Source organism: Streptomyces sp. NPDC093568 (genome assembly GCF_044764945.1).
Taxonomy (GTDB): domain Bacteria; phylum Actinomycetota; class Actinomycetes; order Streptomycetales; family Streptomycetaceae; genus Streptomyces.
This window is the reverse complement of record NZ_JBIWJD010000026.1, coordinates 1-25,943: the sequence shown is the minus strand read 5'-3', so window position 1 is coordinate 25,943 and position 25,943 is coordinate 1. Positions and strand designations below refer to the sequence as shown.

Sequence of the window (25,943 nt, the reverse complement as noted above, 5' to 3'; positions counted from 1 at the left end):
GGATGGCCAGCGTCGGGGCCCGAGTCGCATGCGGCGAACCGGCCAGTAGTGGTGATGATGTTCCGCATGCCGCATGCATCGTCTACAAGTCCGGCCCGCAACGCCAAGGCACCGGCCCGGCTGCACACGTTGGTGTCCTTGCAGACCGTGCCGCCGCCGGTGCACACGAGCGAGCAGCTCTTGCCGCTGGAGCGACTTGCCTGGGAGAATTTCGAACGACTATGCCTGCAGGTGGCGTTGGAGCGGGGAGCAGTCGAGGCGTCCACCGACCATGCTGGCGGTGACACCGCCACTGGCCGTATGAGCCCTTTTGACGCCCAGGCTCAGGGTGGCCTGTACGGCACGCGCGGGCAGGACCAGCAGGGCATCGACTTGTACGTCCGTCTGCCCGACGATCCCGACGGGAGCACTCACGGGGAACGGGTGTATCTGAGCCTGCAGTCGCGGCGCATCCAGTCGCTGACGGCGGGCCGCCTCAAAGACGCGGTCTCCGATTTTTTGGCTGGGAGCTGGGCCGGCGTCAGCCGGGTCTTCGTCTATGCCACCAGCTTGTCTGCCGTGGAGCAGCGGGTGGCCGACGAGGTCAAGCGGCAGCGGGCCCGCCTGAAACGCGCGGGCATCACCCTCGAGATGTGGGATGCCGAACACCTCTCCCGCTGGCTGAAGCGGCATCCGCAGACCGTGCACGACTTCTTCGGCCGGGCCTGGGTGGAGGAACTGTTCGGATCAGAGCAGAGTGCCGCGTTCCGCACCAGGCTCGACGCGCAGCAGGTGGCCGAGCTGCGCGAACAACTCGGCGGCTTCTACGCCACGTTCTTTGCCCGCACCGACTCCGGGGCGGCCACCGTGCACCACGTCGAAGGTCGACTGGACCTGCGGGAACGGTACGTCCTTCCCGACGTGCTTCCGGCCCGCGCGTCCGGCTCCTGGCCCACCGCCGGAGGGGGCATCGACTCCGCCTCGGCGCAGCCGGGCATGCCCTACACCGCCTGGTATCGCAGGGCCCAGGCAGGCGCCTACGGGTACCGCTCCGCGGAGCGGGTGACGGCGCTCACGCCAGCTGCCGGCCCTGACGACGCCCACCCGCAGAGCACGATCGTGGGTGCCGGCGGATCGACGTTGGCCGGCGAGACCATCGGGATCCGCACGGCGGCGGATGTCTGGCTGGCCAGCGCCAGCCGCCATCTGCTGGTCGGGGATCCCGGTTCGGGCAAGAGCAGCCTGCTGCGTTTTGCCCTGCTGGACCTGTTCGCCGGCTCCCCCGCCCTGCCGCGCTGGGCCGAACGGTTCGGCAACCGGCTGCCGTTGTGGTTCCCCTTCCACTTCTTCACACGCCGCCTGACCCGCCATGACGGTGCCGAGGCTTCGCTGGCGGCGACCCTGCGGGCCTGGCTGGAGCAGTACGACGTCGGGCACTTGTGGCCCCTGGTGCGCCAGGCACTGGACGACGATCGGCTCCTGCTGATCATCGATGGTCTCGACGAATGGGTGACCGAGAGCGCCGCCCGGCAGGCCCTAACCGCGCTGGAAACGTTCTTGGACCAGCGTGCGCTGCCCGCCGTGGCTTCCACCCGCCCCTACGGTCTGCAGCGGATACAGCCGCTCCGGGCATGGCAGCAGGCCACCTTGGCCGCACTGTCTGCACCCCAGCAGCGTGAGCTGGTCGGCCGCTGGTTCGCCGCCGCCCCGGACACTAACGCAGCGCCCCTGACTGGTGGGCTATCGAGCGGGGCGTGGGCCGAGGCGTTCGTGAGGGAACTGGCTGGTGTGCGGGACCTGCGCCAACTCGCTCGGGTTCCGCTGTTCTTGGTGCTGCTGACCGGGATGAGGCTGGCAAGTGTGCCCCTGCCGAAGCGACGGTTCGAGGTGTACGCGTCAGCCATCGATCATCTGCTGCGCGAGCATCCCGCCCAGCGGGGTGCGGCGGCGGGCGTCACCGCCAACGACCCCGTGTTGCACGAGGGGGATGTCCGACAGGTGCTGGCCCAGGTGGCGCTGACGCAGCAGCGCCGAGGCGATGTCCAGGCGGTGCCCGAACCCGAAGTCTTGCGGGACGTTGTCGTCGCGTTGCGTGATCCCAACCATCTGGCCCTGGATGCGGCAGCGGCCGGAAGGCTGGCGCGCGGGTTCGTCGAGATCGCCGAGGGGCAGCTGGGCGTGCTGGTCCGGCACGGCCCGCGCGACATCGGCTTTTTGCACCGGGTTCTGCTGGAGCAGCTGGCGGCCGAGCACGCCGCGCAGCGGCTGTCCTTCGAGGAACTGCGCGGTCTCTTCGCCCAGCATGCCGCGGACTCGCGCTGGCATGAGGTGCTGTTGGCCATCCTGTGGCAGCTGCAGCGCACTGAGGAGGTCACGCGGCTGATGGGCGATCTGGCCCGGCAGGCGGACGGGCCGGAGCCGGCCGCGCTGGCCGTGCGCGAGGTGTGGGCCCAGGCCGTGTTCGGCGGCTTCAAACTGCCCGCGCCGCAGGCCCGTGAGTACGCCGCCATGATCACTGATGTGATCGACAGCCACCCGCTGGTGCCGCACCGGCAGCGTCTGCTCTCGGCCTGCCTGGCGGGGCTGGATGACGCGGCGGTGCGCCCCGTGGTCGAGCGCTGCCTGCCGCGCTGGGTGCTGGCCGCGCCGTCGCTGCCCTCTGACGTGTTCTACCAGCTGGGCACGGTGGTGGAGGACCGTCAGCTGTCCGAGCCGGTGTGGCCGCTAATGGTGGCGGCGCTGAGGGCTGACAGTGTCCACACCGCGCTGGCCTCCGCGTATCCGCTGGCCACCCGCTACGGAGGCAACGGCGGCCATCCCCGAGTGGTGGACGCGCTGCTGGATGCGCTGCAGGGGGCGGTCACTGCCGACCACATGGCGGTGGCCCTGCTGGCGCTGCTGCTGGGCTGGCCCGAGGACGACCGTGTCATGGCGGCCGCCGCGGCCGCCCGCCAACAGCAGGTGGTAGGGCTGCGGTTGGTCGTGCTGGCGGCCATGTTGGGCGTCCTGCCCGGCCAGGATAGTGACGGCATCCGACGCAGCGCCGTCGATGGCGACGTACCGGACGTGACAGAGGAAGAACGCGCATGGCTGGTCGCCCAGCTCGACACGGAGAGCTTCGCGGACGATCTGTGGGAGCCATTGCTCGTCAAGACGCTTGTCACGGCTGTCCGCCCGCATCCGGGCGAGGCCGAACAGCTGCGGGACGTCTGCCGTGACATCGTGTTCGCCCAGCCGCGCCGGTACGGCGACCGGAGCCTGGCCTGGAGTGTGCTGCTGCAGGGGTTTGCGCAGGATCCGGTAGTCCGGGCTCACGTGTGCACCGTGCTGATCAACGATCCGAACCGGATCAGGTTTCTTGGCATCCAACCGCTCGCCCGTGCCTTTCGCGGCGACACTGATCTCACCGCAGCCGTCGAGGAACTCCTGGAACGTGACCCGATGGCCTTCCACACCAACGACCTGCATGCCCTGGCCGCTGTCGGCCAGGGCCCACACTTGCGATCCGCCCTGCTGGCGGAGTTGGCCACCAGCAGCTTCCCGCACTGGGCAGCCGACGCCCTGGCCACGTACTGGGCCGATGACGAGGAGGTGCAGGAGGCGCTGCGCGACCTGCTGTACGGCGAGCCGGGCCGTGCGTCACTGGTGGCCAACGCAGCCGTGCGGATCCTGGGAGCCGAGGCCGCACAGGAGCGGCTGTCCACGCTTCTTGCCTCCGCCCCAACGGCGACCGGTCGCTTCCGCCGCGAGATCGTCATCCAGGCACTGCTGGAAGGCTGCCAGGCACGCTCCCTGTCCGCTGGGCCGGTGGCCGAACAGATCGCCGAGACAAGCCTGGCAGCTTTGGAGGAGCCCGCTAATGGACATGAGGCCAAGGCCGAAGCCGCAGTGATTGCCGTCCTGCCGACGACCGCCGCAGCCCGTGCCCGCACACGCCGCCTGCTTCAGGGACCGTGCAGTCCGCTGTCCGCGCTGCTGGCCGGCTACGGCAACAGCCCAGGTGCCCTGGAGCCGGTGCTCGACCGACTGCGCGCCGCACACCCGACGCTCCCCGCACCGGCCCGCCTGCACCTGTGCACCCTGCTACGCGATCACCCCGGCGACAGCGCTCTAGTGCGCCGGCTGACCATGCACTGGCCCGAGGAACCCCACCCCGTGGTCCGCTCCGCCGCCTCCGCGGCCTTCCACACCCACCTGCTGCACGACCACGCTCGCGGCGCTCTGCCCGCACCGGAGTGGCAGTCGGCCCAGCAGGTCATCCGTCGGCAAGCCGCCGCCGGCGGCTACGACAACTGGCCGGGCCGACGCGCCGCCTGGCTGGGCGCCCTGCTGACTGACCAACTGCACCTCCTGGACGATCTGGTCGACTACGGCGGTGGCCCGGTCGAACTTCCCCTGGGCGACATCCTCACCACCGACCACGACCTGCTGACGCTCAGTGAGATCGCCGACCGCTGGCCCGCCCTGTGGGCCCACTTCGGAAACGCCCTTCTGAAACGCCTGACCGGCGACATGGTTGGCCGCGACCGTGACACCGCCTGGGCCTACCTCGCCCTGGTCGCCGACCGCCATCCCCAACTGGCCCAGGACCTGGCCACCGCCGTCGCCGCACAACCAGACCTGCTCGAGCACGACTCCGTGCTCGCCTGGTACGCCCACAGCCACCGCGGTGAACCCGGGCTGCTGAACGTGCTTCTCGACAACCTCGAGAGCCACCGCGACCAGCGCGAGGTTGCCGCCCTGCTCCTGGCCGAGCCCACCCTGCTCGGCCTCGACCCCGAAACGGTCCGCAGCGCGCTGCGCGGCACGCTCCACCGAGCAGTCGGCTACCCGCCGCCCGACTCCAACGCGTTCCGGGCCCTGGTCGCCGGCTTTCCCGACGATCCTGCCGTGCAGGACACCTGGAGCGCCACCCGGCACGAGCGCAGCCTGAAAGGGCGCGTCGAGGTGGACGTCTCGATCTACTACCCACTGGTCTGCGCAGCCGTGCCTGCCGCCGAGTTGGTACAGCAGGTGGCCCACGACAGCACGTGGATCACCACCCGTCTCACCGAAGCTGTCGACCCGCCGTTCGCTCAAGCCATCATCCGTCGGCTCCAGCGCGACCCCGAGGCGCGTGCCCACGTGGAAGCCGCCCTCACCCATCCCGACAGCACCGACACCTGGACCGCACAGCTCGCTACCCTCGCCGCCGCGGCCACCCCCCTCACCGCACATGTCCTGGACAACCTGAAGATGCGACTTCAGCGCCAGCAGGCCCTACAACTGCCCGACGCGGTGCACGACTTCACCACCGCGACCGACCTACCGGTCCCAATCCTGCTCCTACGCATCCTGGCCTCCGCCCCACGCATGTGACTAGGCACCCACCACAAGCTCACACGGCACGAGCCCGCCCCCGCGCAAGCCGACGACATTCGAGCAGAGCCGCACCATCGAGGAACTCACTCCTCGACAGACACAAGACCGCTCTTGATCCACCCCAAGCAGGCCGATCGCCTGTCCCCTCAAGCCGACGCGTCGGTCACCCGACCGGTGACACCGCCCTCCCTCGCATGTCTCTGACCTGCACATATGAGAGAAAAACCATAGGGATTCCCGCGGCAGTTGCGACTTTCCAGCTCAATCACGAACTCACAGCTCGCAGCGCCACACATCGCTGGCCATATCCACACCGCACGCAATCTACACAGGTCAGGCACCACGCGAACTTCGGTTCGGGCTATCCAGCTTGAGCACGTGTGTCCAGCTCACATCTCAAAGCGCACCAGATCAGGCCCGGGAATCCACAGTGCGGTGGTGGAAGCGCGGCAGGTCCGCCAGGACCGGGTGCCCATCGGGTGCCTCGCACGGCGCGCAGCCCACCGGATCCTTGCCCAGCGAACCGGGGTTGTGCTCGGAATGCCGCCTGCCGTCCGCGTCCGGCTCGGAGGCACGGGTCGGCGGGTGCAGAGCGGTCATCAGCTCCAGACCGGTCACGGCGGTCGATCCGCGCGGCGTCATCACGCGGGCCGCATACGTGCCCAGCAGCCGGGCCAGGTCCGCCGGCGGCAGCTGCCCCGCGTCGGCCCAGTGCCGGGTATCGAGCGCGTCCCACGACGGAATGCACAACTGCACGCAGGAGCGCTCCGCGCCCTGCGCGGGGCGGTAGATCCTCGCCCACGGCCCGAACCCGCGCTTGGTCAGCTGCCAGTGGGCACGCGTCAGCTGCTTGATGACCTTGTGGCCCTCCGGCAGCCGCCCGGCCAGGCGCTCCTGCTGTGTGAGCGTGACGGGCAGGCCGTAGAACTCGCACGCGGCCTCGGTCAGCACGATCAGCGGGTCGGCGTCCTTGCCCGGCCCGGACAACTTCGGCTGGCCGAACCGCCCTTCGCGCAGCGTCCACTCCACCAGGGCCGGGATCGACTTCGCGGTTACGTCCAGGACCAGGCCGCCGACGCAGTACGCCAGCACCTGGCCGTCGGCGACGTCGACGACCGCAAGCGGACCGTTCTCGAAACGCGGATCGGCGCTGCCCGCCGGGGCGCTGGCGGGGGCGGCCTTCTTCGCGGCCGGACGCCGCGAGGTCGGCCTGGTCGTAACAGCCGGGCGCGGTACAGCGGCAGGGGCAGCGGGGCGAAATGCGGTGTTCGCGGGCTCCGCGGCCGGGCCTGTGGTTGCGGTGCGGGCTTGGGCCGGTTCGGCTGCCGATGGCGCAAGAGCGGCTGGAACGGCAGGCGTCTCGGGGATCGCCGTGTCCTCAGGGGGCACCGGAGCGCCTGCGGGGTAGAGCTGGGCGAGTTGCTTGAGCATGCGGGCGTATGCGTCGCGCTCCGGTGGCCGCGGCTCGGTCTTACCGGCCTCCCAGCCGCTGACCGTCGCGCGCCGCACCTGCAGTGCGGCGGCCACCTCGTCCAGCGTCAGGCCGTGCGCCTGACGCAGCCGCTTGCGTTCCGCCGGGGGCGGCAACGGGGAGCGGGACGCGATGAGCGCGTCGACCGCGTCGAACAGCTCGGACATGCAGCACCTCCTGTTCCCGCAACCCTAGCGTGAAGCGCACGTTTCGCGTACCAAACGCGTACGGATCCCGCAAACGGCGGTTGGCACGGTTGTCCCCGGAAGGGGCGCCCTCGGACTTCGGCTGCTTCGTGCTCCTTAGCCGAGGGTTTGCGGTGGTGTCTTGGCTTTGCCTGAACTGGCCGGGGTGCGCGGCTTGGTGTGAGAAATCTGGGAGAGCAGACGGCCGCCGTGCACCAGCCATCGCGGTGGAGAACGCAGGGGCGGGCATGGGCGAGATCGTCAGAGGCCTCGAGCGAGCGCTGCTGACCCGTCCCGTGCCTACGAGTGACGCCGCTGCGCGTTTCCTGCTCAAGACGGAGAAGGGCTCCACGAAGAACGTGGCTGTCCTCCTGGGGATCTCCCAGCGCACGGTACAGAGGTGGCTCACTACCCGGCCGGGAATGCGCCGCCGTCCCAGTGCTGTGCATGCGGGGTTGATAGATGAGGCCGTCAGGGCACGGTGGCAGCCCCGGGTGCGCGCACGCCAGCGGGCCCGAGCCGAGGCCGACGGGTTTGTCCTCCACACCAGGGCGCGGTTCGGATTCGCCGCTCCGGCAGGATCGTCGGACGATCCGCGGGTACGGCTGATCACCCAGTACCTGTCGGGAGAAGTGGCCCGCGAGTTGTTCGCCGCCCGGGACGCCGGCGGGGGCGAGCAGCAGCAGATGGTGATCCTCGCCCGTGCTCTGGGGCATGCCTACTTCCGGGACGGAGGCCTGCGTGCCCACGGTCTCGGGATCGCCTTCACCGATGTGGAGTTCGCCGAGTTCTCCATCGGCTGACCGTGCACCAGGGGTCGGGCTCAGCGCGAAGGCGGGATCTGGTGCCGTGTCAGCATCGCGTTGTAGTGCTGTGCTTCCTTGCGTTCGCGCCAGTCCCACTGGATACGGCCGGTGCGCTGGTCGGCGGGCGGCTGGGGCGGGAGCCTGGCGCCCTCGGCCACGCGCAGCAGGTGGGTGCGGTCGTGGGGGCCGGCCAGCAGATGCTGGTCCTGGCCGGGCGCGAGCCGGGCGAAGCACACGGCGGCCTTCAGGAAGACGCACGCCCACGGCGGCACCCGGTGCGAGGCGCAGCCGTCGGTGTAGCGGGCGCGGTCATGCAGGGCCAGGGTGGCCGCGGCGTCGTCGTAGTCGCCGGGGCGGGCGGTGGCGAGCTGCTGGAGGGAGGCGCCGGTGAAGAGCGCGGCGGCGAGGGCGGCGGCCAGGCGGGGATGGGCGGTCGCGGCGGCCAGGCGCCGGGCAGCTTCCCGGGCTGTCTGCCCGGTGAGGGGTGTCGGTGGCGGGCGGTGCCGGAAGGTGATCGGCGGCGGCGTGCACAGGGCGGTGCAGGGGGTGGGGCTGTCGTAGGAGACCAGGCGCTCCAGTGCGGGCAGGGTGAGCCACCGATCTGTCGGCTGGGCGGGCTCGTCCGCAGGCGGGGTACGGGAGCGGTCGTGCCGTAGTAGTGGCGGCGGGCGGCCTGGAACTCGGCGGTGATGGCGTAGTCGGCCCTTTGCAGGGCCTGGTGCAGGGCGGCGGGCAGGTGAGGGCGGTGGCAGACCAGGGTCAGGTGGATACCGGTGAGGGCGCGCAGTCGCAGGAGGCGTTCGGTGCGGCGGGCGGTGAGGCGGTGGGCACGCAGGACGGTCAGCCGGTTCACGGGCAGGGCGGTCACCCAGGAGGTGGCGGCTTCCCAGGCGGGCTGACGGCCGGCGGGGAAACGGCCCGGCAGCAGGGGCGGTTTGCCCAGGGCGGCGAGAAGGTCGTGGGCGAGGCCGGTTTCACTGGTGGTGCCTGGACCGGGGTGCAGGGTGATCCGGCCGGACGGCGGATGGTGGGCGGCCAGGGCGGTGTGCGTGTGGATCGCGTCGTCACCTGCATCGATGACCACAGTGACGGGCGGCGGTGGCGCAGCGGACGGCATGGCGGCGCGGTCGTCAGGCGAGGCGGCTGAAGGCCCAGCGCAGCAGCTCCTGGTCGACGCGGGGGCGGCCGGTGCGGGTCAGGGCGGTACGGGTGTGCGCGGTCAGCTGAGCCCAGGCCCGGAAGTTGCCGTGTGCGGCGTGGCTGTCGGCGAAGGTGATGTCGTCGGGGTCGGCGTCGGCCCAGACCGGGTGGAACAGCGGGATGGCCTCGAGGACCTCACTGGGGGTGAGACGGGTGAAGTGCTGCCAGATGAAAATGCGGGAGGACAGCATCGGTTCGCGGCGCAGCACGGTGTGGCAGCCCTCGCCGCCGACGAAGATGATCGCGAGCTGGGTTGAGGGTTCGTCCCACAGATAGCGGAAGTACTCGAACGCCTCCCCATTGAGCCACTGGGCCTCATCCACGAGGAAAGTGCGGGGGCGTTCGGCCAGGGCCGTCTTCAGCAGCCGGTCGAACTCACTGGGGTGGCGCGGCGGTTCACCGGCCAGGTCGAGCGCGGTGAACAGTTCGTAGCGCACTGCGCGGGCGGTGGGCCGGGCACGGAAGGTGATCTTGCGGACGTCCTCGTGCGGCTCGAGGCCGCGCAGGCAGATGTTGACGGCGAGCGTCTTGCCGAAGCCGGCGCAGCCGTGGATGCACATCATGGCGCGGGCGGCGACGGTGTCGGTGATGTTCTCCCGGGCGGTGAGCAGGGCGCGGGTGGTGACCACGGACGCATCGGGCAGGTCGACGTACTGGTAGGTGGCCGCGGTCACGAGGCGTCTCCGTCTTCAGTGGTCTGAGCGATCGATCCGGGCGGGCGCCCGGGGGCAGGTCCGGGCGGGACGGGAGCAGGCCGGCCGGGCGTGGTCCGGGTGGCGAGGGAGGGCGGGATGCGCCAGTCGGCCGGGGGCGCGGCGGGCGGGATGAGGTCCGGCAGCGCGAGCTGCGCGAGGCCGCTGTCGACGGTCTGGGCGAGTTCGGCCTCGGCCCGCGCGGTGGTCAGCGCGCCAAGCCGCCGGGGCGCCTCGGGCTGGTTCACGGTGGCGTAGCGCTCGCGCTGGGAAGCCTCCAGGTCCTCCTTCAGACGGCGGGAGCGAGCGGCCCACCCTCTTCGTACGGCGCTGATCTGTTCGTCGGTGGCCTGGTCGGCCAGGTCCGCAGGACCCAGGTAGCGGCCGGTGGCCGCGTGGTAGACCTCGATCCGGTGGTCGTGGTGGGGCATGAAACGGACCCGGACCTGGATCCCGGCCTGGCCGGTCATCCACGGCCCCACGTAGTCGCGTTTCCTGGATGTGGGACCGCAGTTCTGACGGCCCAAGCAGGGTCCACAACCTGTCGCGATCCCTCTGCGGCGCCGGGCCTGATTGCTGCCCTCACCTCTCGCGGCCCGGGTCGGCGCCGTCCGCCTGCCGGCGCGTCGCACCGGAGCCGGTGGCAGCCTCGGGCCGGATTTTTCGTTCCGGCGGGACACCACGAAGCGGCTTCGGTCCTTGACAGGCGTTCAGGGGGTGATCGGGAGGTGGTGTCAAGCTCCGACACGCTTCCTGCGTTCCGTCAGGGTGAAGGCCGTCGGCCCTTTCACCGGACTGGCCTATATCGTCTCATCAAACCGCCTGGAACAGCGGTGATTTGACGACACATCAGGGCGGTGCGGAATGCCTCCTGGGCACCCGTGCATACGTCCGGTTGGCGGCTGCGCGTCACACGTTAGTGATCTTTGAGGTGCCGTCGGAAATGGCCCTCAGTAGGTTCAATCCCAGATCGGCAGCTCAGCCGATTTCCCTGAAAGAAGGAGAAATCCGCAATGCAGAAGCGTACCGCCGCCCTGATCGCCGGCGCCTCGGCAGCCGTGGCCATGACCATCACCGGCGTGACCTACGCCTCCGCGGACGCCCCCCAGTCCGCGTCGTCCGTCCGCGAGGCCGTCCCTCCGGCCTCCGCTCCCCTCGGCGGCGACAGCGACTACGACTACAAGAAGGACTACCGCCACGGCAAGAAGGACCACGGCACGCTCCAGATCAACGAGCGGACCTACTCCGAGAACCCCGGAGCATGCGTCGCCGTGGTCCGTCCGCTCGGCACCAGCTTCAACATCACCAACAACACCGACCGGATCGTGCAGTTCTTCGCCGGGGACAACTGCAACGCCGGCAACCCCGTCGCCACCGTCCTGCCCGGCGGCAACCAGTTCGGAGTCATCGGGACCCCCACGAGCAGCTTCCGCCTGATCGACTAAAAAAGGGGCCTGGCGGCGACCCGCCCCGAAGAATTCACCGTGGGATGTGACAGTCCCATCCCCGCGTCACCAAAAGAGCCCCGGCCCGCCGTAATCGGGCCGGGGCTCCGGTACAGGGTATGTCCTTCACACGGAAACACCCGTCCGGGCTCGTTTCACACTATGCGCCCGCCCCCAAGCGAACGCAAAAGAACGCGGCCATACGGCTGACCGGCCGCCGGCACGGTCCTTTTCGACACGTCGGCGCGTTGCGTTGGAAAATATGCGTTCGGCTGACCACTGTTAAAGCACCACCACACGAGTGCGGGAGTGCCATGGCGGTGCTGATGACGTTGGTCAGACGACGGAAGAGTCCCGCCGGTGCGCCCTGCGACGGCGAAATCCTGCGCCAGCTCGACGACAGCGCCCAGCGAGCCCGCTACTGGGTGAAAAGAACACCGAGAGAAACAGCTCACCTGCTGCGCAGAGCCCGCCTCTACAGCATCGCCGCGGCCTCACTCAGCGTCCTGACCGGGCTGTGGGCCTGGCCCGTCATCGCCGACACCTCCCGCCTCACCGCCCAGATCGTGCTCTCCACCCTGTCCTGCCTCGCCGCCCTCGCCATCGCCGCACCCTACGCAACCGGCCTGCACGACCGCATCGAGGAATCCATCAGGCTCAGCGCCACATACGGAACCCTCTACGGTGAACTGCTCCGCGCCCACCACCAGTTCCCCACCCACGCCACCACCCCCGCACGCGCCACAGAGCTCATCCAGCAGCTGAACGACATCACCACACACCACGACGCCCCCAGACCTGCGGCATCAGCCCCGCACTCCGACGAGACATCCGGCGCGCACACCCCCTCCGCCCCGTGAACACCACCACCCCACCCGGCCCACCCAGGCGACCCGGGCAGACAGGGCACGACACCCGCGAAGCCCTCACCAGCGCCGTCCCACCCACAGGCAGCGAAGTCCGTAACCGGCCGGCAGGACCCCACCCTCAACGCGAGGAACACAACGGTGCCGCCGCCCAGGCCAGAAAGGCCGTGGCTCATCACCGGTGCCAGAGGCTAACTTCGGGTGATGCGGATCTTGCATCTCTCGGACACCCATCTGGCCCGGTCCGGCGGACCCGACGAGGACGGAGCCGATGGCTCTGCGGCACTGTGCCGCCTGCTCGGCGAACTGGGTCATCTGGATGACCTCGACGCGGTGGTAGTCACCGGCGATGTCGCAGACGACGGCTCTCACGAGGCGTACACGCGGGCCCACGAACTTCTGTCCGGCTACGCCGGCCGACGCAGGGCGAGCGTCTTCTACACGACCGGCAACCACGACGACCGCACCGCATTTGCCGACGTGCTCGGCAGCGGTCACCTGCAGCCCGAGGCGGTCTACGAGGGAGCCGCAGGTGAGCGGGCGGGGGTCACCACCGTCCACGGATACCGACTGATCACGCTGGACACGCTCGTTCCGGGCAAGGGCTACGGCCGACTCGACGGCGGCCAACTCCACTGGCTGCGCGACCTACTTGGCACCCCGGCACCCTTGGGCAGCATCCTGGCCTTCCACCACCCGCCCGTGGCCATGGACGTCGGCGTTCAGCGGGCGCTCGGCCTGCAGAACAGCGCAGAGCTGGCCGACACGATCCGCGGAAGCGATGTCCAGCTCATCCTGTGCGGACACTTCCACCTGCAGATAATGGCTCGCCTGGAACAGGCGACCGTCTGGGTCACACCCGGTGTCGTCAGCCGTATCGACCTCACTGCCCGCCCCGGCACGGAGCGCGCCGTCCACGGTCCGTCCGCTTCCCTCGTCCATCTGGGCGCGCCCCACGGGCCACTCATTCACACCCTCCACGCACGAGACGATCGCATGGGCAAGACGCTCTACGAGGCCGACGAGGAGGAGATGCGCGAGGTCATCGAAAGGCTCGGCCCCTCCCCCGAGACCCTGAACCGAACTTGAACCCCGACCGGAGGCGAGTCCGGCCCCTGAATCCGCCTTCAGCACCCCGCTGCGACGACCAGCCGTTCGAATCGGCGAAACCATGGTTGCGGAACAGAAAGTGCCGCCGACAGCGCCTTTTCTGACCACCCTGCGAAGTCCGGCCCCGGTTGGGCTGCCCCGTCTTCGGCGAGGTGGTCGAGGGCCAGAGCGTGGTCGACGAGCTCAACATCGTGCCGACGACAGCCAAGGGCGGGCACGCCGACGTCCCGAAGGAAGACGCCGCACTCGCCAGCGCCGGGATCGTGTAACGGACAAGGGTGACCAGCGCGCACTTCAGCGGCCGGGTCAGCAATTCGGGTGAGGGGCGGGTGGGCCGGAGACCGGCCGCCGTACGAACGTGATGATCTTGGCGGTGTCATCCCGCGCAAGCACCCCTGCAGCAGACAGGAACAGGACCGTGACCGAGCAAGCCACCGCCCCCATGACCGACGCAGCCAAGCAGCACATCTTCGCCATGCTCGACCGGGACGGCGACGGCGCCATCACCCACTCGGAATACCTCACACGGGTCGACCGCGCGGCAGCCGCCCTGGGCCGAGGCACCGACGACCCCGTGGTGGCGACGGCACGCGCCGCGCACGAGGAAGTCTTCGCGGACATGGACGCCGACCACGACGGACGGGTCACCTTCGAGGAATACCGCACCTGGGCCGGCCACGACGCCTTCGAACGGTCCTGCCGGACAGCCCTCGGCTCACTCTTCGACGTCGCCGACCACGACGCCGACGGCCGGCTCACCCGCGAGGAGTTCACCCGGCTGCGCACGGCATCCGGCAACACCGAGGCGGACGCCGACCAGGCCTTCGACGCCCTCGACACCGACGGCGACGGCCTCATCGACCGCGACGACTACCTCACCGGCATCCACGACTACGTCACCACCGGCTCCTCCCCCATGGCAGCCGCCTACCGAACCCTCCCGACCCCCTGACCCACCCCTGCCGGGCACGACGCCCGCATCGCCTGCGAACAGGACCGCCTGCGCGCAGCGGTGATCCGCGCAGTCACTCCGGTCTGGCCGTGATCACCGCTGTCTCTTCGCGCGCCGCGGCGCTTGCCGTTCCGTCGGTCGTGACGACGGGCTCCTGACCGGGCTTCCGTGTGCCGACGCATGCGAGGGTGAGGGCGGCGGTCACGGCCAGGACGACCACGGCGGCCCCCGACAGCAGGAAGGCGTTCTCGACCCCGGCGAGAGTGATGGCGGTAAAGGCCACAAACGGGGAGACCGCCAGGGCACCCGCCACCCCGGCCTCCCACAGGCCGAGCGCCTTCGCCAGATGACGGCCCGGTATGCGCTGCTGCACCCAGGCGATCAAGGGAATGTCCGTGAGGGCCGAGGCCAGCCCCGTGGCGGTCACAAGAACCGCCGCCACCGCAGGGGAGGTGACCGTTCCCAGCGGAGCCCTAAAAATCCCCAGCAGCGCCCACGCCAGCACCGCGGCCAGGGCGAGTCCGCGGATGCGCAGGCCCGCCAGAAGCAGGGCGCCCACCACCTCGGCGACCCCCGCCACGCCGAGCAGCAGGCCGTACCAGCCGCCCTGCCCCACGACCGTGACCAGCCCGACGCTCAGGAAACCGCCGGTCAGAGCGAGAGCGAGCACGAAGATCACGATGACCACAAGTACCTCGCGAGCGGCCCACACCGCCCCGAGCCCGGCAGCGAGATCGGACCACTCGACATCCCTGTCCTTTGTCGTCTCGACGGAATCTCTGGCCCGCGGCGATCTTCTCAGCCCGCCACACTCCTATTGGAGCAGGATCATCTTGCGGAGTAGTTCGAAACTACGGCCGTAGAGCTGCCTCTTGATCTTCTTGATGCGGTTCACGGCGCCTTCCGTGGCGCCGGAGACGCTGACCCGCAGGTCCTTGGCGATCACCGAGTTCGCCTCACCCCGGGCCAACCTCTCGGCCGCCTTGAGCCGTAACTCCTCGCGAGACTGCTGTCGTTCGGGCGTCAGCCCGCCCCCTGTGGATACCGCATGCCCCGGTCATACCGCACGAGCGAGGAGGCCTCAGCCTATGCGACACCACGAGTTCAACTTCAGTAGGGCAGTCGCTTCGTGAAGTCGATGAAGCGCGCCCAAGTGGCCGGCCGGAGGTTCACGTGTCCCCGCTCTCTGCTCTTCGTGTCTCGGACCCTGACCACGATGGGGTCGCTGTCGGCCACTTCTACGCAGCTGTCAGACTTCGTGTGCGTGCTGGTGCGCCAGTTGGGTTGGGTAGTCACGGTGATTCCTTTCTAGTCGGTTGCCATGCGGTCAAACTGCTGGATTGCGGCAAGGATGAGGTCTCTGGCGGTCTGCCCGTACACCGCAGCACGCCTGTGAGACTCGAAGACCCTCATGTAGATGTCGATCTCCCGTGGCTGAGTCACAACCATTTCCGCGGAGAACGTCTCTAACATGACGCGCTTGTCGTCAAACATCACGAAGCCGTGACCGATCCACGTCTGGAGCAGCGCGGAACGAGGGACGATGCCAAGACTGAGCCGTGGAAGCGCCAAAACGGCCAACAACCGGTCGAGTTGAGCCCTCATCACCTCCGAGCCACCATGGTTCGAGTAGAGGGCCTGCTCACCGAGGAGGACGTTGAAGATCCGATCGCCCTGGTGCAGGTACTGCTGTCGTTCGAGCCGCTTCGCCACGGCGGCCTCCATGTTTCCTGGGGTGTCGTACAGGCGTGACACCTCATCGAAGATGGCCTTGGCGTATTCGGCGGTCTGGAGTGTGCCCCAGACGACGTTCGGTTCCCAGATGCGGAAGACCTTGGTCTTCCTGTAGAGCGGGAGGGACTGCTTCTGGCGTCCTTCGGCCCCGGTCTGAAGCAGACGCCGCCACTCCAACCACAGCTCGTCAATGTGTCGGACCGTCGCGATGAGGTCCTGGACTTCGTCCTCGTGCCCGGTCTTCTGGCACCAGATACGGATGTCGTCCTCGGAAGCGTTCTGCTTGCCGTTCTCGATGCGAGAGACCTTGGATTCCTGCCAACCGGTCGCAGCGGCGAAGGCCCGGCCGCTACTGAATCCCGCGTCCTTGCGGTATCCACGCAGCCGGGCTCCCAGGGCCTCTCGCGTCTCTTGTGCCTGGTTGTTCACGGAAGGATCAGGGCTTGTACTCGGGGTGGGGAACGGCGGAGGCCCACAGCAGATCCCGCACGCGGACGCATTCGGCGACGACGGCAGGGGTGTCGATCAGCTCGTTCCCGATGAACCTTCCCGAGTCGTTAAAGTGCCCCACAGCGATGATCGAGTTATCGAACAGCCACCAGTCGTTTCCGTCTACGGGGAAGATCAACCCCTCGGGCAACTGGTGCCGCGGATACCACCTGACGGACTCGCCGGCCTCCTCGTTGACGTGCGCTGTGAGGTACTCCCACTGGATGTAAGGGGTGTGCGGTTCAGTGACGACTCGTACCCTACGCATGGTCTTGCCTACGCCGGTGACGTGTCTCACGAGCTGTGTCCACGGCTCCAAGTACGAGTGGTCCAGAGGCTCGCCTCGAAGCCAGCTCGCGTAGGGGCCGTCCTCTACCGGGACTGAGTAGTCGTCCCTCAGCTCCAGATGGAAGGCGCCGTGCACACAGCTATCAAACAGCTGGTTGCGCTCGGCGCTGGAGATCAGCTCCACGCGGTTCCTCCAGTAGCGCGGTGATCGCGGCCTTGGGGACCTCGACCACCGTTTCGTAGTAGACGTACACCTCGCACCGATGCTGCACGGTCCAGCTCCTCGGATGAGGGTCCGCGGGCACCTTGCCATGGTGCGCCCAGTCATGGGCCAGGGTGCGGGCTTGGGCCGATGCGCCAGCCACGGTCGCACACTGCCGCCCTGGCATCGGCGCTGGGGAGGAGCCCGTACTCGCACTGCACTTGCTTGCCGCCCCGCAGTTACGTTGCTTGGCCACCGCCCTGGCTGCCGGGGTCAGGGTCTTCGTCGACCTCTGGCACGTCACCGTCGCGCCATGCTTCACGAACGGCGTGCAGAGCACGGATCAACTCGGGCACCTTGCCAAGAACGTCTGTCAGTTGGCCCAGGAGAATGGTCACGGCGCCGAACGCTCCGAGGAGCGTCAGGATGACGGAGTCCCAGTTCACGGATCGATCAACCCTTCGTGGCGTGCAACGCGAAGGAGTTGACCGGCGCAAGGCCATGCCGAATCCACCCCTGCCGCGTGGCAGTGGTTGATCGACCCCCGTCTGGTATGGAACCGGGGTCGATGGCGCTCACCCGCGGGTGCGAGTGAGGCGAAGTCTGCGAGACGCTCGGACCGCGCAGGTTGAATGACCGCGCAGGGGTCTCTGCCTCGAGGATAGGAGTGCGATTGACTCCGCCGCAATAACCAAGTGTGGCTCGGGCTGGCGCCTTCTGTCGCTCATTCAGCAGTCAGCCCGCACGATCGCGTACCGCATTTGCCTTGCGGCACCCCTCGCGCCAAACGAGATCCACTGCGGGTACCGGCCGAAGATGGATGGCTTGTTCACATCTCCCAGTAGGGCGGCTGGAACATGTCCTGCGTCAATTCCCTGGTCATGATGACGGCGGCGACGGGAGTAGTTCTCCGGAAGCCGCCCGCAGGAGCGGATGTCAGGCACTCTGTGTGAAGGCCGGACGTGGGGTCAACGTCCTTGAAATCGAAGGGGACGCAGTCCTCCGGAGCCTTTTGGAGTGCTGCGCACACCGGGTCCATGCTGACGCTGCCCAGGTGCGCGTCGTGAATGCCCACAGCGACGCTGCCTCCCCCTGCCACGAAAGACAGGCTGAGGTGGCCTTCAAAGTAGCTCCCGGAGTGAGCCCCACAGTTGCCGAACACAAAGTACGGCGCCTCACCAACCGCCGTCGCGTAAGGCATGCCGTTGATCGTCAGCCGATAGTTACCGAGCCGGAACGAAGGGCGGAAGTCTGTGCTGTCAACAAAGATGCCCACGGACAGGACGCTATGTCGTCCCGGTCCACGAAGAGCTGGATGAGTTTGCACTTGCGGCAGTACTGGTAGAGCCTGTTCCCGGACGCCATACTTTGGGTGCAATGCGGCTCACCATCCATGATCTCGATGGCAAGGGCAAACGTCTGCCCGGCGCTCAGCTGCTCCACCTGCTTCTGCTCCTTCTCGACCGGCGAGTCGCGGGTCATCCACTGGGTCACCCACACCAGGCCGCCGATCACAGCGATCAATGCCGCTTATGCTGCCAGCAGTCGTTCGACCGTCTTCCACTTCCGCCCATGCCGCCGAGTGTCTGACTGATTCGGTCCCACTTCGCTGTCTCTGCCCATCGGTGCGCCTGAACTCCTCCTCCCGGCTGCCCTCTGCGCACATGGTCACCAGCGGGCGGAGGCCAACCCGCAAGACAAGGCCGGTCGATGGGCGCGATACACCCGGTTCGCGCAGCCTCCTGACACCCGACCACGGCGCTGCTGGCCGGATCCGCCCTCACCAGGAGGCCGCAGAAGTCATCCCCCAGCAGTGGCAACCGACGCACACGGTGCAGCAGCCGCATCCGTAGCTACACATCGACGACTGCAGGTGCCCGCAGGCCGAGTTGATCGGTCGTTCTCCTGCGACCGGACTGTAGGGCTGCCCCGGCGCCGAACTCATCTTCCAGGTGTTGACCGAGCGCGAGGAGAAGAACAGCGTCGCCATCGCCCCAAACAAGTCGTTCGGCAAAGCGCACATGTTCCGGCGAACCTGTGCGAGGCAGCGCCGAAATCCGACAGGTTCGGCTGTGCTGAAGCCGTCTCGGATGGTTGGTCGGCCCGCCAAGCGGTCCGAAGGGCTTCGAGCCCGGCGCGCAGGAAATGATCGCTCCACTTGCCTCGGTACTCGCGCTCGCCATATGTCGGAGAAGCAGACTCACATGCCGCTCGGGTGGGTGGAGAGCCAGTCGGGATGTGCTGCCTTGAGGGCAGCGACGCTGGCGCTGGGGGCGAATACGTCCCCACCCCCGTCATACGGGTGGTACAGCCACCGAAGATCGAGCGGTGCCAGCGTGACCCCCGCGATCACCTCATCAGCGACCAGCCTCAGCAGCGGGTCCAGCGCCTGCCTGGTACGGGGGCGGACGCTGACGTATTCGTGCTCGTAGACGATGTAATCCGGGAAATCATCGTCGTGGACATGGCTGCCCCAGTGCCGGGCATCAGGGTCGACCTGCCGCAGTTGGGGCATGCGTGCGATGTATTCGGCATCCCCGTTCCATTCCCGGGTGACCACATACAGCTCGGGGTCGCTCGGCCCCAACTCGTTCAATACGATGTGATGACGATCAAGCATGATTGCGTACTCGCCGTCACTTTCGGGGTACCGCTTTGACCCGGGGAGGCTATGGAAACGCACCCATCGATCGGGGTGGACATGCCGCATCTGAAGTCCCTCCGGCAGGGCGGGCCATTGCTGTTCCCAAAGGGCCGACAGTGCATCCAGATCCAGACCCTGCCGGGGAGACGTCTCGCTCATCGCTCCATGATCGGGTATCCGTACGATTCCGACAGCCGAATTGGTCTCCGGGTGGCAGCACCTCCCAGCACCCCAACGGAGATCGGCATCGCACATGGAACCTCAGAAGGTCGACCAGCGCCGACGTCATGGCGCATTCGGCTCGGGCAAGCGGCCTGGATCGACGTGGTCGGCGAGGTAGATCATGACGCCTTCGGGGTCCATGCCGAAGATCGCGGCGACGAGTTTGGGGTCGAGGGTGTTCACCAACTCGGCCAGGCGGGTGCACCGCAGCTTCCGGGGCGGATCACCGCAGGGATCCAGGATGTGACTGACATACGCGGTCGAGGCTGCTGCCCGGCCGGACTTGGTGATCTTGGTGACGATCACGTGGGGGTTGTCGGTGCGCTGGCTCTCACGGTGAGCCAGGCAGCGTTGCAAGACCGACCAGCTGGCCGGATCCAGTGGCACCGGATGCGGGCGTTTACCCAGGCGGACGGTGCGGTCACCCGGATCGATGTCGCCCACGCGCAGGAGCCGGACTTCTCGGCTGGAGGCCGCGTGCAGGAGGGCCAGGATGCCGAGCAGGGCCTCGTGGGGGTGCGCGTCGGTCGCGGTGGTCCAGCGGCGGAAGAGTTCGCGCTGCTGGCCGACCGCCACAGTGGTGCCGCTGAATCCGGACGGCCCGTTCGCCTGCACTTCCCGGGTGGGGTCGACGAGCAGGACTTTGCGGGAGCGGGCGAAGCGGAAGAACTGCCGCAACACGATCAGCCGGCGCTGGCGGGCCTTGGGCCTTCTCGCCAGGAACGCTTCGACGTCGTGGACGTCGGCCAGGGCCCAGTCCTGCTTGCCCCACTGGTCCGCCAGGAAGATCGCGAGATCGCGGACGATGGCCAGGGCCGCATCGATGGTGGTGTCAGTACGGGGCAGGGTGCCAGCCCGCAGGGCGCGTTCACGTGCCCGCAGCAGTGATTCGGCGAACGTCTGGACCTGCGGTCGCAGGGGTGGTGGAGCGGCTTCGACGCGGCGTCGTCGGCGTCCGGCCGCGAGCCGGTCCGCGTGGTCGGTGGGCAGGGCCAGACCGCGATAAGTGAAGTAGTCCTCCAGCGCGCGAGCGAGGGAACCTATCGAGCGTCCGGGCCGGCGGGCACGGTCCAGGAGGGCCTGCGGGTGGTTGGGGTGGTCGTCCTGCAGCAGGCGGCCCAGCGTGCCGATCATCGTGCAGGCACGGCTAGCGCAGTGCCGGGCGGCGAGGTGACCCGCGAAGTCACCCAGCCACGGCGGCGGGCAGTCGAGCCGTGCGGCCAGGTTCTCGGCGGCGATGAACGGGCGGTCGGGGTGTTTCTGCCAGCAGACCGAGCACAGTCCCAACCCGGCATGGCGTCGCACCTGGCCACACCCGGCGCACTCGCGCGGCGGGTGTTTGGGCTGGCGGACACGTGAGCAGTGGCCGCACCAGCCGGTACCGGCCTGCAGGAAGCCGGGCCGCTGGCAACGCGGGCAGGTCCGCTTGGAGGCGACTCGCTCGGCTTCACGTCGGCATGTCCCACAACTGGTGGCGGTCGGCGATCGCACAGGTCGGCCGCAGGAGGTGCAGGTTCGCGAGCAGGTGATGCACCGTCCGGTGTCGGCCTGCAGAACACGGGGCTTCCCGCAGCTGGGGCAGGCCGCGCGGGCGGCTTCGTCCTTCATCCGGGCAGTACAGCGGCAGCAATGCTGCCGGTTGATGATCCCGACCGGCACGGCCTCAACCGCACCAACGTGGACGCCGTGCACGCCGGGGACTGCTGGGAGGCGGCCAAGAGCGGACGGTGCCGCCCGGCCAGCCGGCAGCAGGCGATCGAGGCGCTGCGTCAGCAGGTGCCGCCGTGCATTCACTGCCGACCCGATACAGCTCTCGGCATCTTTGACTATTAGCCCAACAACCGGTTCCTGACCGCGGCGAGGACTTCCGTGCGGCTGCGGGGGCCGTTGTCGGCCGCGATGAGGTGGTCACCGATGCGCAGCGAGAAGGTGATCAGGCAGCGGGCCTCGACATCGCCCTCGTCGGAACAGAAGGCCCCGTAGAGCTCACGCAGATAGTCCATGCGCCGGTTGTCGGCCCGGCGGAGGCAACGCGCGACGCTTTCGTCGCGCCGGGCCCAGTCGCGGATCGCGAGCTCGACCCCGGCGCTGGTCACGCGTTTCTCGCCGGACCCCACGAAGTCGAAGAGACGCCCGAGCCGCTCGCGGGCATCGCCCCCGTCGCGCTCGATCCGCTCGATGACATCCTCGGTGACCGCTCGCTCCCAGGTATGGAGCATCTCCTCCAGCAAGTCGGCACGGTTGCGGAAGTAGCCGTAGAAACCGCCCTTGCTGACGCCGAGCGACTGGGCGAGGACCTCGACCCGGACGGCCTCCGGGCCGCCCGCGGCAAGCGCCCGCAGCCCCTCCTCGATCCACTTGTCCCGCGGCGTACGGATCGCGCCCATGCCGTGTCTCCCCTCACATGTCCCGGCCAAGTATACGGAGCCGTATAGTTAGGTCTATGCTCGATCTATACGCCACCGTATAGACAAGGATCTGCCATGAGCGATCTGCGCCTCCCCTCAACCGATCACACGTCCCGCCCCTGGCGGATCCATGAGATCGCCGGAGACTTCCGGCTCGAGGATCTGTGGGCGCTGCCGACGCCGGGCGGCCCGGACGACCTACATCACCTGGTCCAGCAGATGGCGGATGGCAAGGGCGGTCCGGACGGCGGCAACCTCGTGGGCCGCTTCCTTTTCGCGGTGCGCTGGAAGCTCGGCGCGCTGCTGGGCTGGGACAAGCCGGACTCGGGGGTCGGCGGCCGGGTGGCGACGCTGCGCGACCGGCTGCCGGACGACCTGCGCGAGGGGCCGCAGGGGCCCGACCTCAGTACGGCGCCCTTCACATCGGTCTTCCAGACACACGACGAGTGGGCCGCCGAGTACGCCAACAAGACCATGCACGGGGTGATGCACATCGGCTGGGTGCCCGACGGAAAGGGCGGATACCGCGGGCAGATGGCCGTCCTGGTGAAGCCCAACGGCCGCCTCGGCTCCCTGTACATGCTCGGCATCAAGCCTTTCCGATATCTGGGGGTGTACCCAGCCCTGATGCGGTCGATCGGCCGGGAGTGGCAAGAGAACGCGGCGCGCCGAACGGCACACTGACGCCCCCCTCCCTGTAACCCAGGCTCCACCCAAGCCCCCACTCCTCAGGAGGGACCGGCCAGTGCGGGGCATGCTGTGGGCCCGGTGCAGTCTCCGCACGGGCGACAACGGCATGCCGGCCGGCGAGCCTCGGTCCTACCTCGCGCGACGCCGGGCGTGGCGTGGCCCCCCCATTACCTTCTTGGTAGCCCCGCAACGGGGCGCCCGGCCTTCGGAGTTGGCATGACTTTCTCCCCCTGTCGATCGCATGTCTTGGGGGGTGGTGTCACCGGCTCCGGAGGCATCGACAGACCGCTGATTAGGGGCATGACCACCGGCTTCTTCGCAGGTCGGGAGGCTCTTCGTAATGTGGATGTGGCGATCGGTGCCGTGGGGCGGCCGGGCGAGAACGACCGAAGGACGCACGTGATCGACGTCAGTGACATCGGCGCCTTCCTCGGCCTGGACGTCGGCAAGGGCGAACACCACGCCACCGCCATCACCCTGGCCGGGAAGAAAGCCTTCGACAAGCGGCTGCCCAACAGCGAGCCGAAGCTCCGTGAAGTGTTCGACAAACTGCAGGCCAAGCATGGGACCGTGCTTGTCGTGGTCGACCAGCCGGCCTCCATCGGGGCTCTGCCGCTGGCGGTGGCCCGGGACATGGGCTGCCCAGTCGCCTATCTGCCCGGCCTGACAATGCGGCGGATCGCCGACCTCTATCCCGGCGAGGCCAAAACAGATGCCCGCGACGCGTTCGTCATCGCGGACGCGGCCCGCGTCATGCCTCACACGCTCCGCTCGGTCGAGCTCCAGGACGAGACCATCGCCGAGCTGGAGATGATCGTCGGCTTCGACGACGACCTGGCCGGAGAAGCAACCCGCATCAGCAACCGCCTGCGGGGCCTGCTCACCCAGAGCCACCCGTCGCTGGAACGGGTCCTGGGGCCGCGCGTCCAGCACCCGGCCGTGCTCCAGCTCCTCGACCAGTTCGGCTCCCCGGCCCAGATCCGCAAAGCCGGACGTCGGCGGCTCGTTGCGCTGATACGTCCGAAGGCGCCGCGGATGGCCGATCGGCTCGTCGAGGACATCTTCACCGCACTGGACGAACAGACCGTCGTCGTCCCGGGCACGGACGCGGCCGCCCTGATCGTCCCCAGCCTCGCCAACTCGCTCCGAGCAGTGCTTGACCAGCGGAAACTCCTGGCCACCCGGATCGAGGAACTGCTGGAGAACCACCCTCTTTCGAAGGTCCTGACGTCCATGCCGGGGATCGGCGTCAGGACCGGAGCCCGCATCCTCATCGACGTCGGCGACGGCACCTCGTTCCCGACCGCCGCTCACCTTGCCGCCTACGCCGGCCTCGCGCCCGCAACCCGCAGTTCCGGCTCCTCGATCCGCGGCGAACAACCCTCCCGGCGCGGAAACAAGCAGCTCAAGCGGGCCTTCTTCCTGTCCGCGTTCGCGGCTCTGGCCGACCCGGTCTCCCGGACCTACTACGACAAGAAGATCAGCCAGGGAAAGCACCACACCCAAGCCCTCCTCTGCCTCGCGAGACGACGAGCCGACGTGCTCTTCGCGATGCTCCGCGACGGCACCTTCTACGACCCACAGCCCGCCCCATCAGCTTGACGAAACCCATAGGGGCACCCCCCCGGGGACGTACGCCTTGGCGGTGCCGAGTCCGATGCCGTGCGCGGCGCCGGTGACGGTGATGTCGGCGCCGCGCGTGTCGACAGCGGGGAATCTCATGGGCTGAGTTCCTGCCGGTCGGTGGGACGGCTGACGGTGAAGTCGCGGGCGTCGAAGCGTGCCACCTGCGTGCGGAGTCGGTCGGTGGACCAGGGCCAGCTGAAGCTGTTGCGGCCGTTGGAGTCGAGGTAGTAGCTCCGGCATCCGCCGGTGTTGTAGACGGTGCCGGCGAGGGCGGCCTGCAGTTCGGTGTTGTAGGCGCTCTGCACGTCGCGGCGTACCTCGACCGACGCCCACCCCTCGGCCCGTGCTGAGCGGATCGCGCCGAGGGCGAGATCGAGTTGGGCTTCGAGGATGGTGAACGCGGAGCTGTGTCCGGTGCCCAGGCCCGGACCGAGAAGCAGAAACGCGTTGGGGAACCCGGCGGTGACGGTGCCGAGGTAGGCCTCGGGGGAGCCATTCCAGTGGTCGGCGAGGGACCGTCCGGCGCCGTCGTGGATGAGGTTCGACAAGGGCATGTCGAGGATGTGAAAGCCCGTGCCGAGGATGATCGCGTCCACTTCGGCGCTGCTGCCGTCGGCGCCGAACACGGTGCTGCCGTCGACCGTGCGGACGGCGCAGGCGTGGACGTCCACATTCGGGCGGGTCAGGGCCGGGTAGTAGTGGTTGGAGAACAGGATGCGCTTGCAGCCGATGGTGTAGTCGGGGGTCAGCTTGCTTCGCAGTTCACGGTCGCGGACGGTGACGCGCAGGTGTGCGCGTGCCACGGCCTGTACGCCGCGCAGCAGCGAGGGCCTGCGAAATCCACGGCCCAGCATCTCCATGGCCCGGTACTCCACCGCGGCCAGCGCGGCCCGGGCGCCGGGCACGTGCCGCATCACCCACCGCTCGGCCTTCGGTATCCGATGGTCCGGCTTGGGCAGCACCCACTGGGCCGTGCGCTGGAACAGGTGGAGCCGGTCGACCTGGGGGGCGATGGCCGGGAGGAACTGCACGGCCGATGCCCCGGTGCCGAGCACCGCGACCCGCTTGCCGCGCAGGTCGTAGTCGTGGTTCCAGCGCGCGGAGTGGAACACCTCGCCGGGAAACTGCGCCAGGCCGGGGATATCGGGGATGAGTGGCTCGTTCCACGGCCCGGCACCGGCGATCAGGAACCGGGCGGTGAACTCGCCGGCGCTGGTGCTGATCCGCCACCGTGCCGTTTCGGGCTGCCAGTGCGCCTCGGTCATCCGCACGCCGAACCGGGTGTGCTCGCGCAGCCGGTGCCGGTCGGCGACCCCCTTCACATAGGCGAGGATCTCCGGCTGATGCGCGTACACCCTCGCCCAGTTTGGATTCGGCGCGAACGAGTAGCTGTAGAGCCGGGACGGCACATCGCACTGGCAGCCCGGATAGGTGTTGGCCCGCCACGTGCCGCCGAAGTCGTCGGCGGACTCGATGATCAGAAAGTCCCGGATCCCGGCCTCGCGCAACCGGACTCCCGCGCCGACCCCGCAGATGCCGGCGCCGATGACGATGACCTCGAAAGGGGCGCTCA

Annotated in this window: 27 protein-coding genes and 2 pseudogenes; 12 read left to right on the top strand and 17 right to left on the bottom strand. The window is 68.6% G+C overall.

The genetic code is table 11. The features are described 5' to 3' along the window. The first annotated feature begins 66 nt into the window (after nt 1–66). Entirely contained in the window at nt 67–5,337 is a 5,271-nt protein-coding gene (locus ACIRD7_RS41755; protein ID WP_403461314.1) for an NACHT domain-containing protein, read from the top strand. A gap of 435 nt (nt 5,338–5,772) precedes the next feature. On the opposite strand, the pseudogene ACIRD7_RS41750 reads toward ACIRD7_RS41755, so the two are convergent. Continuing rightward, nucleotides 5,773–6,978, bottom strand: a pseudogene (locus tag ACIRD7_RS41750) (helix-turn-helix domain-containing protein); the annotation flags it as partial. Between the two features lie 266 nt (nt 6,979–7,244). On the opposite strand from ACIRD7_RS41750, the gene tpg reads away from it, so the two are divergent. Further along, nucleotides 7,245–7,799, top strand: coding sequence for a telomere-protecting terminal protein Tpg (tpg, locus tag ACIRD7_RS41745; RefSeq protein WP_403461313.1), 555 nt, complete (start codon nt 7,245–7,247; stop codon nt 7,797–7,799). A gap of 20 nt (nt 7,800–7,819) precedes the next feature. On the opposite strand, the gene ACIRD7_RS41740 is transcribed toward tpg, so the two are convergent. After that, entirely contained in the window at nt 7,820–8,074 is a 255-nt protein-coding gene (locus ACIRD7_RS41740; protein ID WP_403461312.1) for a hypothetical protein, read from the bottom strand. Between the two features lie 473 nt (nt 8,075–8,547). On the opposite strand from ACIRD7_RS41740, the gene ACIRD7_RS41735 reads away from it, so the two are divergent. After that, entirely contained in the window at nt 8,548–8,949 is a 402-nt protein-coding gene (locus ACIRD7_RS41735; protein WP_403461310.1) for a hypothetical protein, read from the top strand. Here ACIRD7_RS41735 and ACIRD7_RS41730 read toward each other — a convergent pair. Then, complete coding sequence (locus tag ACIRD7_RS41730) at nt 8,933–9,676, bottom strand: AAA family ATPase (protein WP_403461309.1); 744 nt, start codon at nt 9,674–9,676, stop codon at nt 8,933–8,935. The two genes, ACIRD7_RS41735 and ACIRD7_RS41730, sit on opposite strands and share 17 nt — an antisense overlap. Continuing rightward, on the bottom strand, nt 9,673–10,326 hold the full coding sequence (locus tag ACIRD7_RS41725; protein ID WP_403461308.1) for a Mu transposase C-terminal domain-containing protein: 654 nt from the start codon (nt 10,324–10,326) through the stop codon (nt 9,673–9,675). The genes ACIRD7_RS41730 and ACIRD7_RS41725 overlap by 4 nt, the downstream gene beginning before the upstream one ends. Nucleotides 10,327–10,707: 381 nt before the next feature. Between ACIRD7_RS41725 and ACIRD7_RS41720 the strand changes: the two genes are divergently transcribed. The 5 genes from ACIRD7_RS41720 to ACIRD7_RS41700 all read left to right on the top strand — a co-directional run bounded on the left by ACIRD7_RS41720 (nt 10,708) and on the right by ACIRD7_RS41700 (nt 14,067). Continuing rightward, entirely contained in the window at nt 10,708–11,139 is a 432-nt protein-coding gene (locus tag ACIRD7_RS41720; protein WP_403461307.1) for a hypothetical protein, read from the top strand. A 314-nt stretch (nt 11,140–11,453) separates the two neighbouring features. After that, nucleotides 11,454–11,999, top strand: coding sequence for a hypothetical protein (locus ACIRD7_RS41715; protein ID WP_403461306.1), 546 nt, complete (start codon nt 11,454–11,456; stop codon nt 11,997–11,999). Nucleotides 12,000–12,209: 210 nt separating this feature from the next. Next, nucleotides 12,210–13,094 carry a metallophosphoesterase family protein gene (locus ACIRD7_RS41710; protein WP_403461305.1) on the top strand — a complete coding sequence of 295 codons (885 nt, stop codon included), beginning with the start codon at nt 12,210–12,212 and terminating at the stop codon, nt 13,092–13,094. 149 nt (nt 13,095–13,243) lie between these two features. After that, nucleotides 13,244–13,384: a hypothetical protein gene (locus tag ACIRD7_RS41705; protein ID WP_403461304.1), complete on the top strand. Its 141-nt coding sequence runs from the start codon at nt 13,244–13,246 to the stop codon at nt 13,382–13,384. Nucleotides 13,385–13,533: 149 nt separating this feature from the next. Continuing rightward, entirely contained in the window at nt 13,534–14,067 is a 534-nt protein-coding gene (locus ACIRD7_RS41700) for an EF-hand domain-containing protein (RefSeq protein WP_403461303.1), read from the top strand. A gap of 73 nt (nt 14,068–14,140) precedes the next feature. Here ACIRD7_RS41700 and ACIRD7_RS41695 read toward each other — a convergent pair whose 3' ends face one another. The 8 genes from ACIRD7_RS41695 to ACIRD7_RS41660 all read right to left on the bottom strand — a co-directional run bounded on the left by ACIRD7_RS41695 (nt 14,141) and on the right by ACIRD7_RS41660 (nt 18,304). Further along, nucleotides 14,141–14,737, bottom strand: a complete 597-nt coding sequence (locus ACIRD7_RS41695) for a hypothetical protein (protein ID WP_403461302.1) — start codon at nt 14,735–14,737, stop codon at nt 14,141–14,143. Nucleotides 14,738–14,881: 144 nt separating this feature from the next. Continuing rightward, the gene (locus ACIRD7_RS41690; protein ID WP_403461301.1) at nt 14,882–15,013 is read right to left on the bottom strand and encodes a hypothetical protein; all 132 of its coding nucleotides are present in this window, start codon (nt 15,011–15,013) and stop codon (nt 14,882–14,884) included. A gap of 164 nt (nt 15,014–15,177) precedes the next feature. Next, on the bottom strand, nt 15,178–15,363 hold the full coding sequence (locus tag ACIRD7_RS41685) for a DUF397 domain-containing protein (RefSeq protein ID WP_403461300.1): 186 nt from the start codon (nt 15,361–15,363) through the stop codon (nt 15,178–15,180). A 12-nt stretch (nt 15,364–15,375) separates the two neighbouring features. Next, complete coding sequence (locus ACIRD7_RS41680; protein WP_403461299.1) at nt 15,376–16,230, bottom strand: helix-turn-helix domain-containing protein; 855 nt, start codon at nt 16,228–16,230, stop codon at nt 15,376–15,378. Between the two features lie 7 nt (nt 16,231–16,237). Then, nucleotides 16,238–16,762: a DUF6879 family protein gene (locus ACIRD7_RS41675; RefSeq protein ID WP_403461298.1), complete on the bottom strand. Its 525-nt coding sequence runs from the start codon at nt 16,760–16,762 to the stop codon at nt 16,238–16,240. 257 nt (nt 16,763–17,019) lie between these two features. Beyond that, nucleotides 17,020–17,226, bottom strand: coding sequence for a hypothetical protein (locus ACIRD7_RS41670; RefSeq protein ID WP_403461297.1), 207 nt, complete (start codon nt 17,224–17,226; stop codon nt 17,020–17,022). Between the two features lie 383 nt (nt 17,227–17,609). Further along, a complete protein-coding gene (locus ACIRD7_RS41665) occupies nt 17,610–18,056 on the bottom strand; it encodes a hypothetical protein (RefSeq protein WP_403461296.1) in 447 nt (148 codons plus the stop codon). Continuing rightward, entirely contained in the window at nt 17,993–18,304 is a 312-nt protein-coding gene (locus ACIRD7_RS41660) for a hypothetical protein (protein WP_403461295.1), read from the bottom strand. The genes ACIRD7_RS41665 and ACIRD7_RS41660 overlap by 64 nt, the downstream gene beginning before the upstream one ends. 407 nt (nt 18,305–18,711) lie before the next feature. Between ACIRD7_RS41660 and ACIRD7_RS41655 the strand changes: the two are divergent. Continuing rightward, nucleotides 18,712–18,789: pseudogene (locus ACIRD7_RS41655) on the top strand (AAA family ATPase); the annotation flags it as partial. Between the two features lie 191 nt (nt 18,790–18,980). Here ACIRD7_RS41655 and ACIRD7_RS41650 read toward each other — a convergent pair. Then, complete coding sequence (locus ACIRD7_RS41650; protein ID WP_403461294.1) at nt 18,981–19,583, bottom strand: hypothetical protein; 603 nt, start codon at nt 19,581–19,583, stop codon at nt 18,981–18,983. Nucleotides 19,584–19,709: 126 nt separating this feature from the next. Then, a complete protein-coding gene (locus tag ACIRD7_RS41645; RefSeq protein WP_403461293.1) occupies nt 19,710–20,951 on the bottom strand; it encodes an integrase in 1,242 nt (413 codons plus the stop codon). A gap of 324 nt (nt 20,952–21,275) precedes the next feature. On the opposite strand from ACIRD7_RS41645, the gene ACIRD7_RS41640 reads away from it, so the two are divergent. Further along, a complete protein-coding gene (locus ACIRD7_RS41640) occupies nt 21,276–21,479 on the top strand; it encodes a DUF6233 domain-containing protein (protein WP_403461292.1) in 204 nt (67 codons plus the stop codon). Here the strand turns inward: ACIRD7_RS41640 and ACIRD7_RS41635 are convergent. Further along, complete coding sequence (locus ACIRD7_RS41635) at nt 21,476–22,033, bottom strand: TetR/AcrR family transcriptional regulator (RefSeq protein WP_403461291.1); 558 nt, start codon at nt 22,031–22,033, stop codon at nt 21,476–21,478. The two genes, ACIRD7_RS41640 and ACIRD7_RS41635, sit on opposite strands and share 4 nt — an antisense overlap. A 96-nt stretch (nt 22,034–22,129) precedes the next feature. Between ACIRD7_RS41635 and ACIRD7_RS41630 the strand changes: the two genes are divergently transcribed. Together ACIRD7_RS41630 and ACIRD7_RS41625 are read left to right on the top strand one after the other, a co-directional pair. Further along, on the top strand, nt 22,130–22,738 hold the full coding sequence (locus ACIRD7_RS41630) for a DUF2867 domain-containing protein (RefSeq protein WP_403461290.1): 609 nt from the start codon (nt 22,130–22,132) through the stop codon (nt 22,736–22,738). Between the two features lie 405 nt (nt 22,739–23,143). Next, nucleotides 23,144–24,346 (top strand): IS110 family transposase, encoded by a 1,203-nt coding sequence (locus tag ACIRD7_RS41625; RefSeq protein ID WP_403461289.1) that lies wholly within the window; start codon nt 23,144–23,146, stop codon nt 24,344–24,346. On the opposite strand, the gene ACIRD7_RS41620 is transcribed toward ACIRD7_RS41625, so the two are convergent. Then, a complete protein-coding gene (locus ACIRD7_RS41620; protein ID WP_403461288.1) occupies nt 24,338–24,466 on the bottom strand; it encodes a hypothetical protein in 129 nt (42 codons plus the stop codon). The two genes, ACIRD7_RS41625 and ACIRD7_RS41620, sit on opposite strands and share 9 nt — an antisense overlap. Next, the gene (locus ACIRD7_RS41615; RefSeq protein WP_403461327.1) at nt 24,463–25,923 is read right to left on the bottom strand and encodes a flavin-containing monooxygenase; all 1,461 of its coding nucleotides are present in this window, start codon (nt 25,921–25,923) and stop codon (nt 24,463–24,465) included. Before ACIRD7_RS41615 ends, ACIRD7_RS41620 begins: the two co-directional genes overlap by 4 nt. Nucleotides 25,924–25,943: the final 20 nt, after the last annotated feature.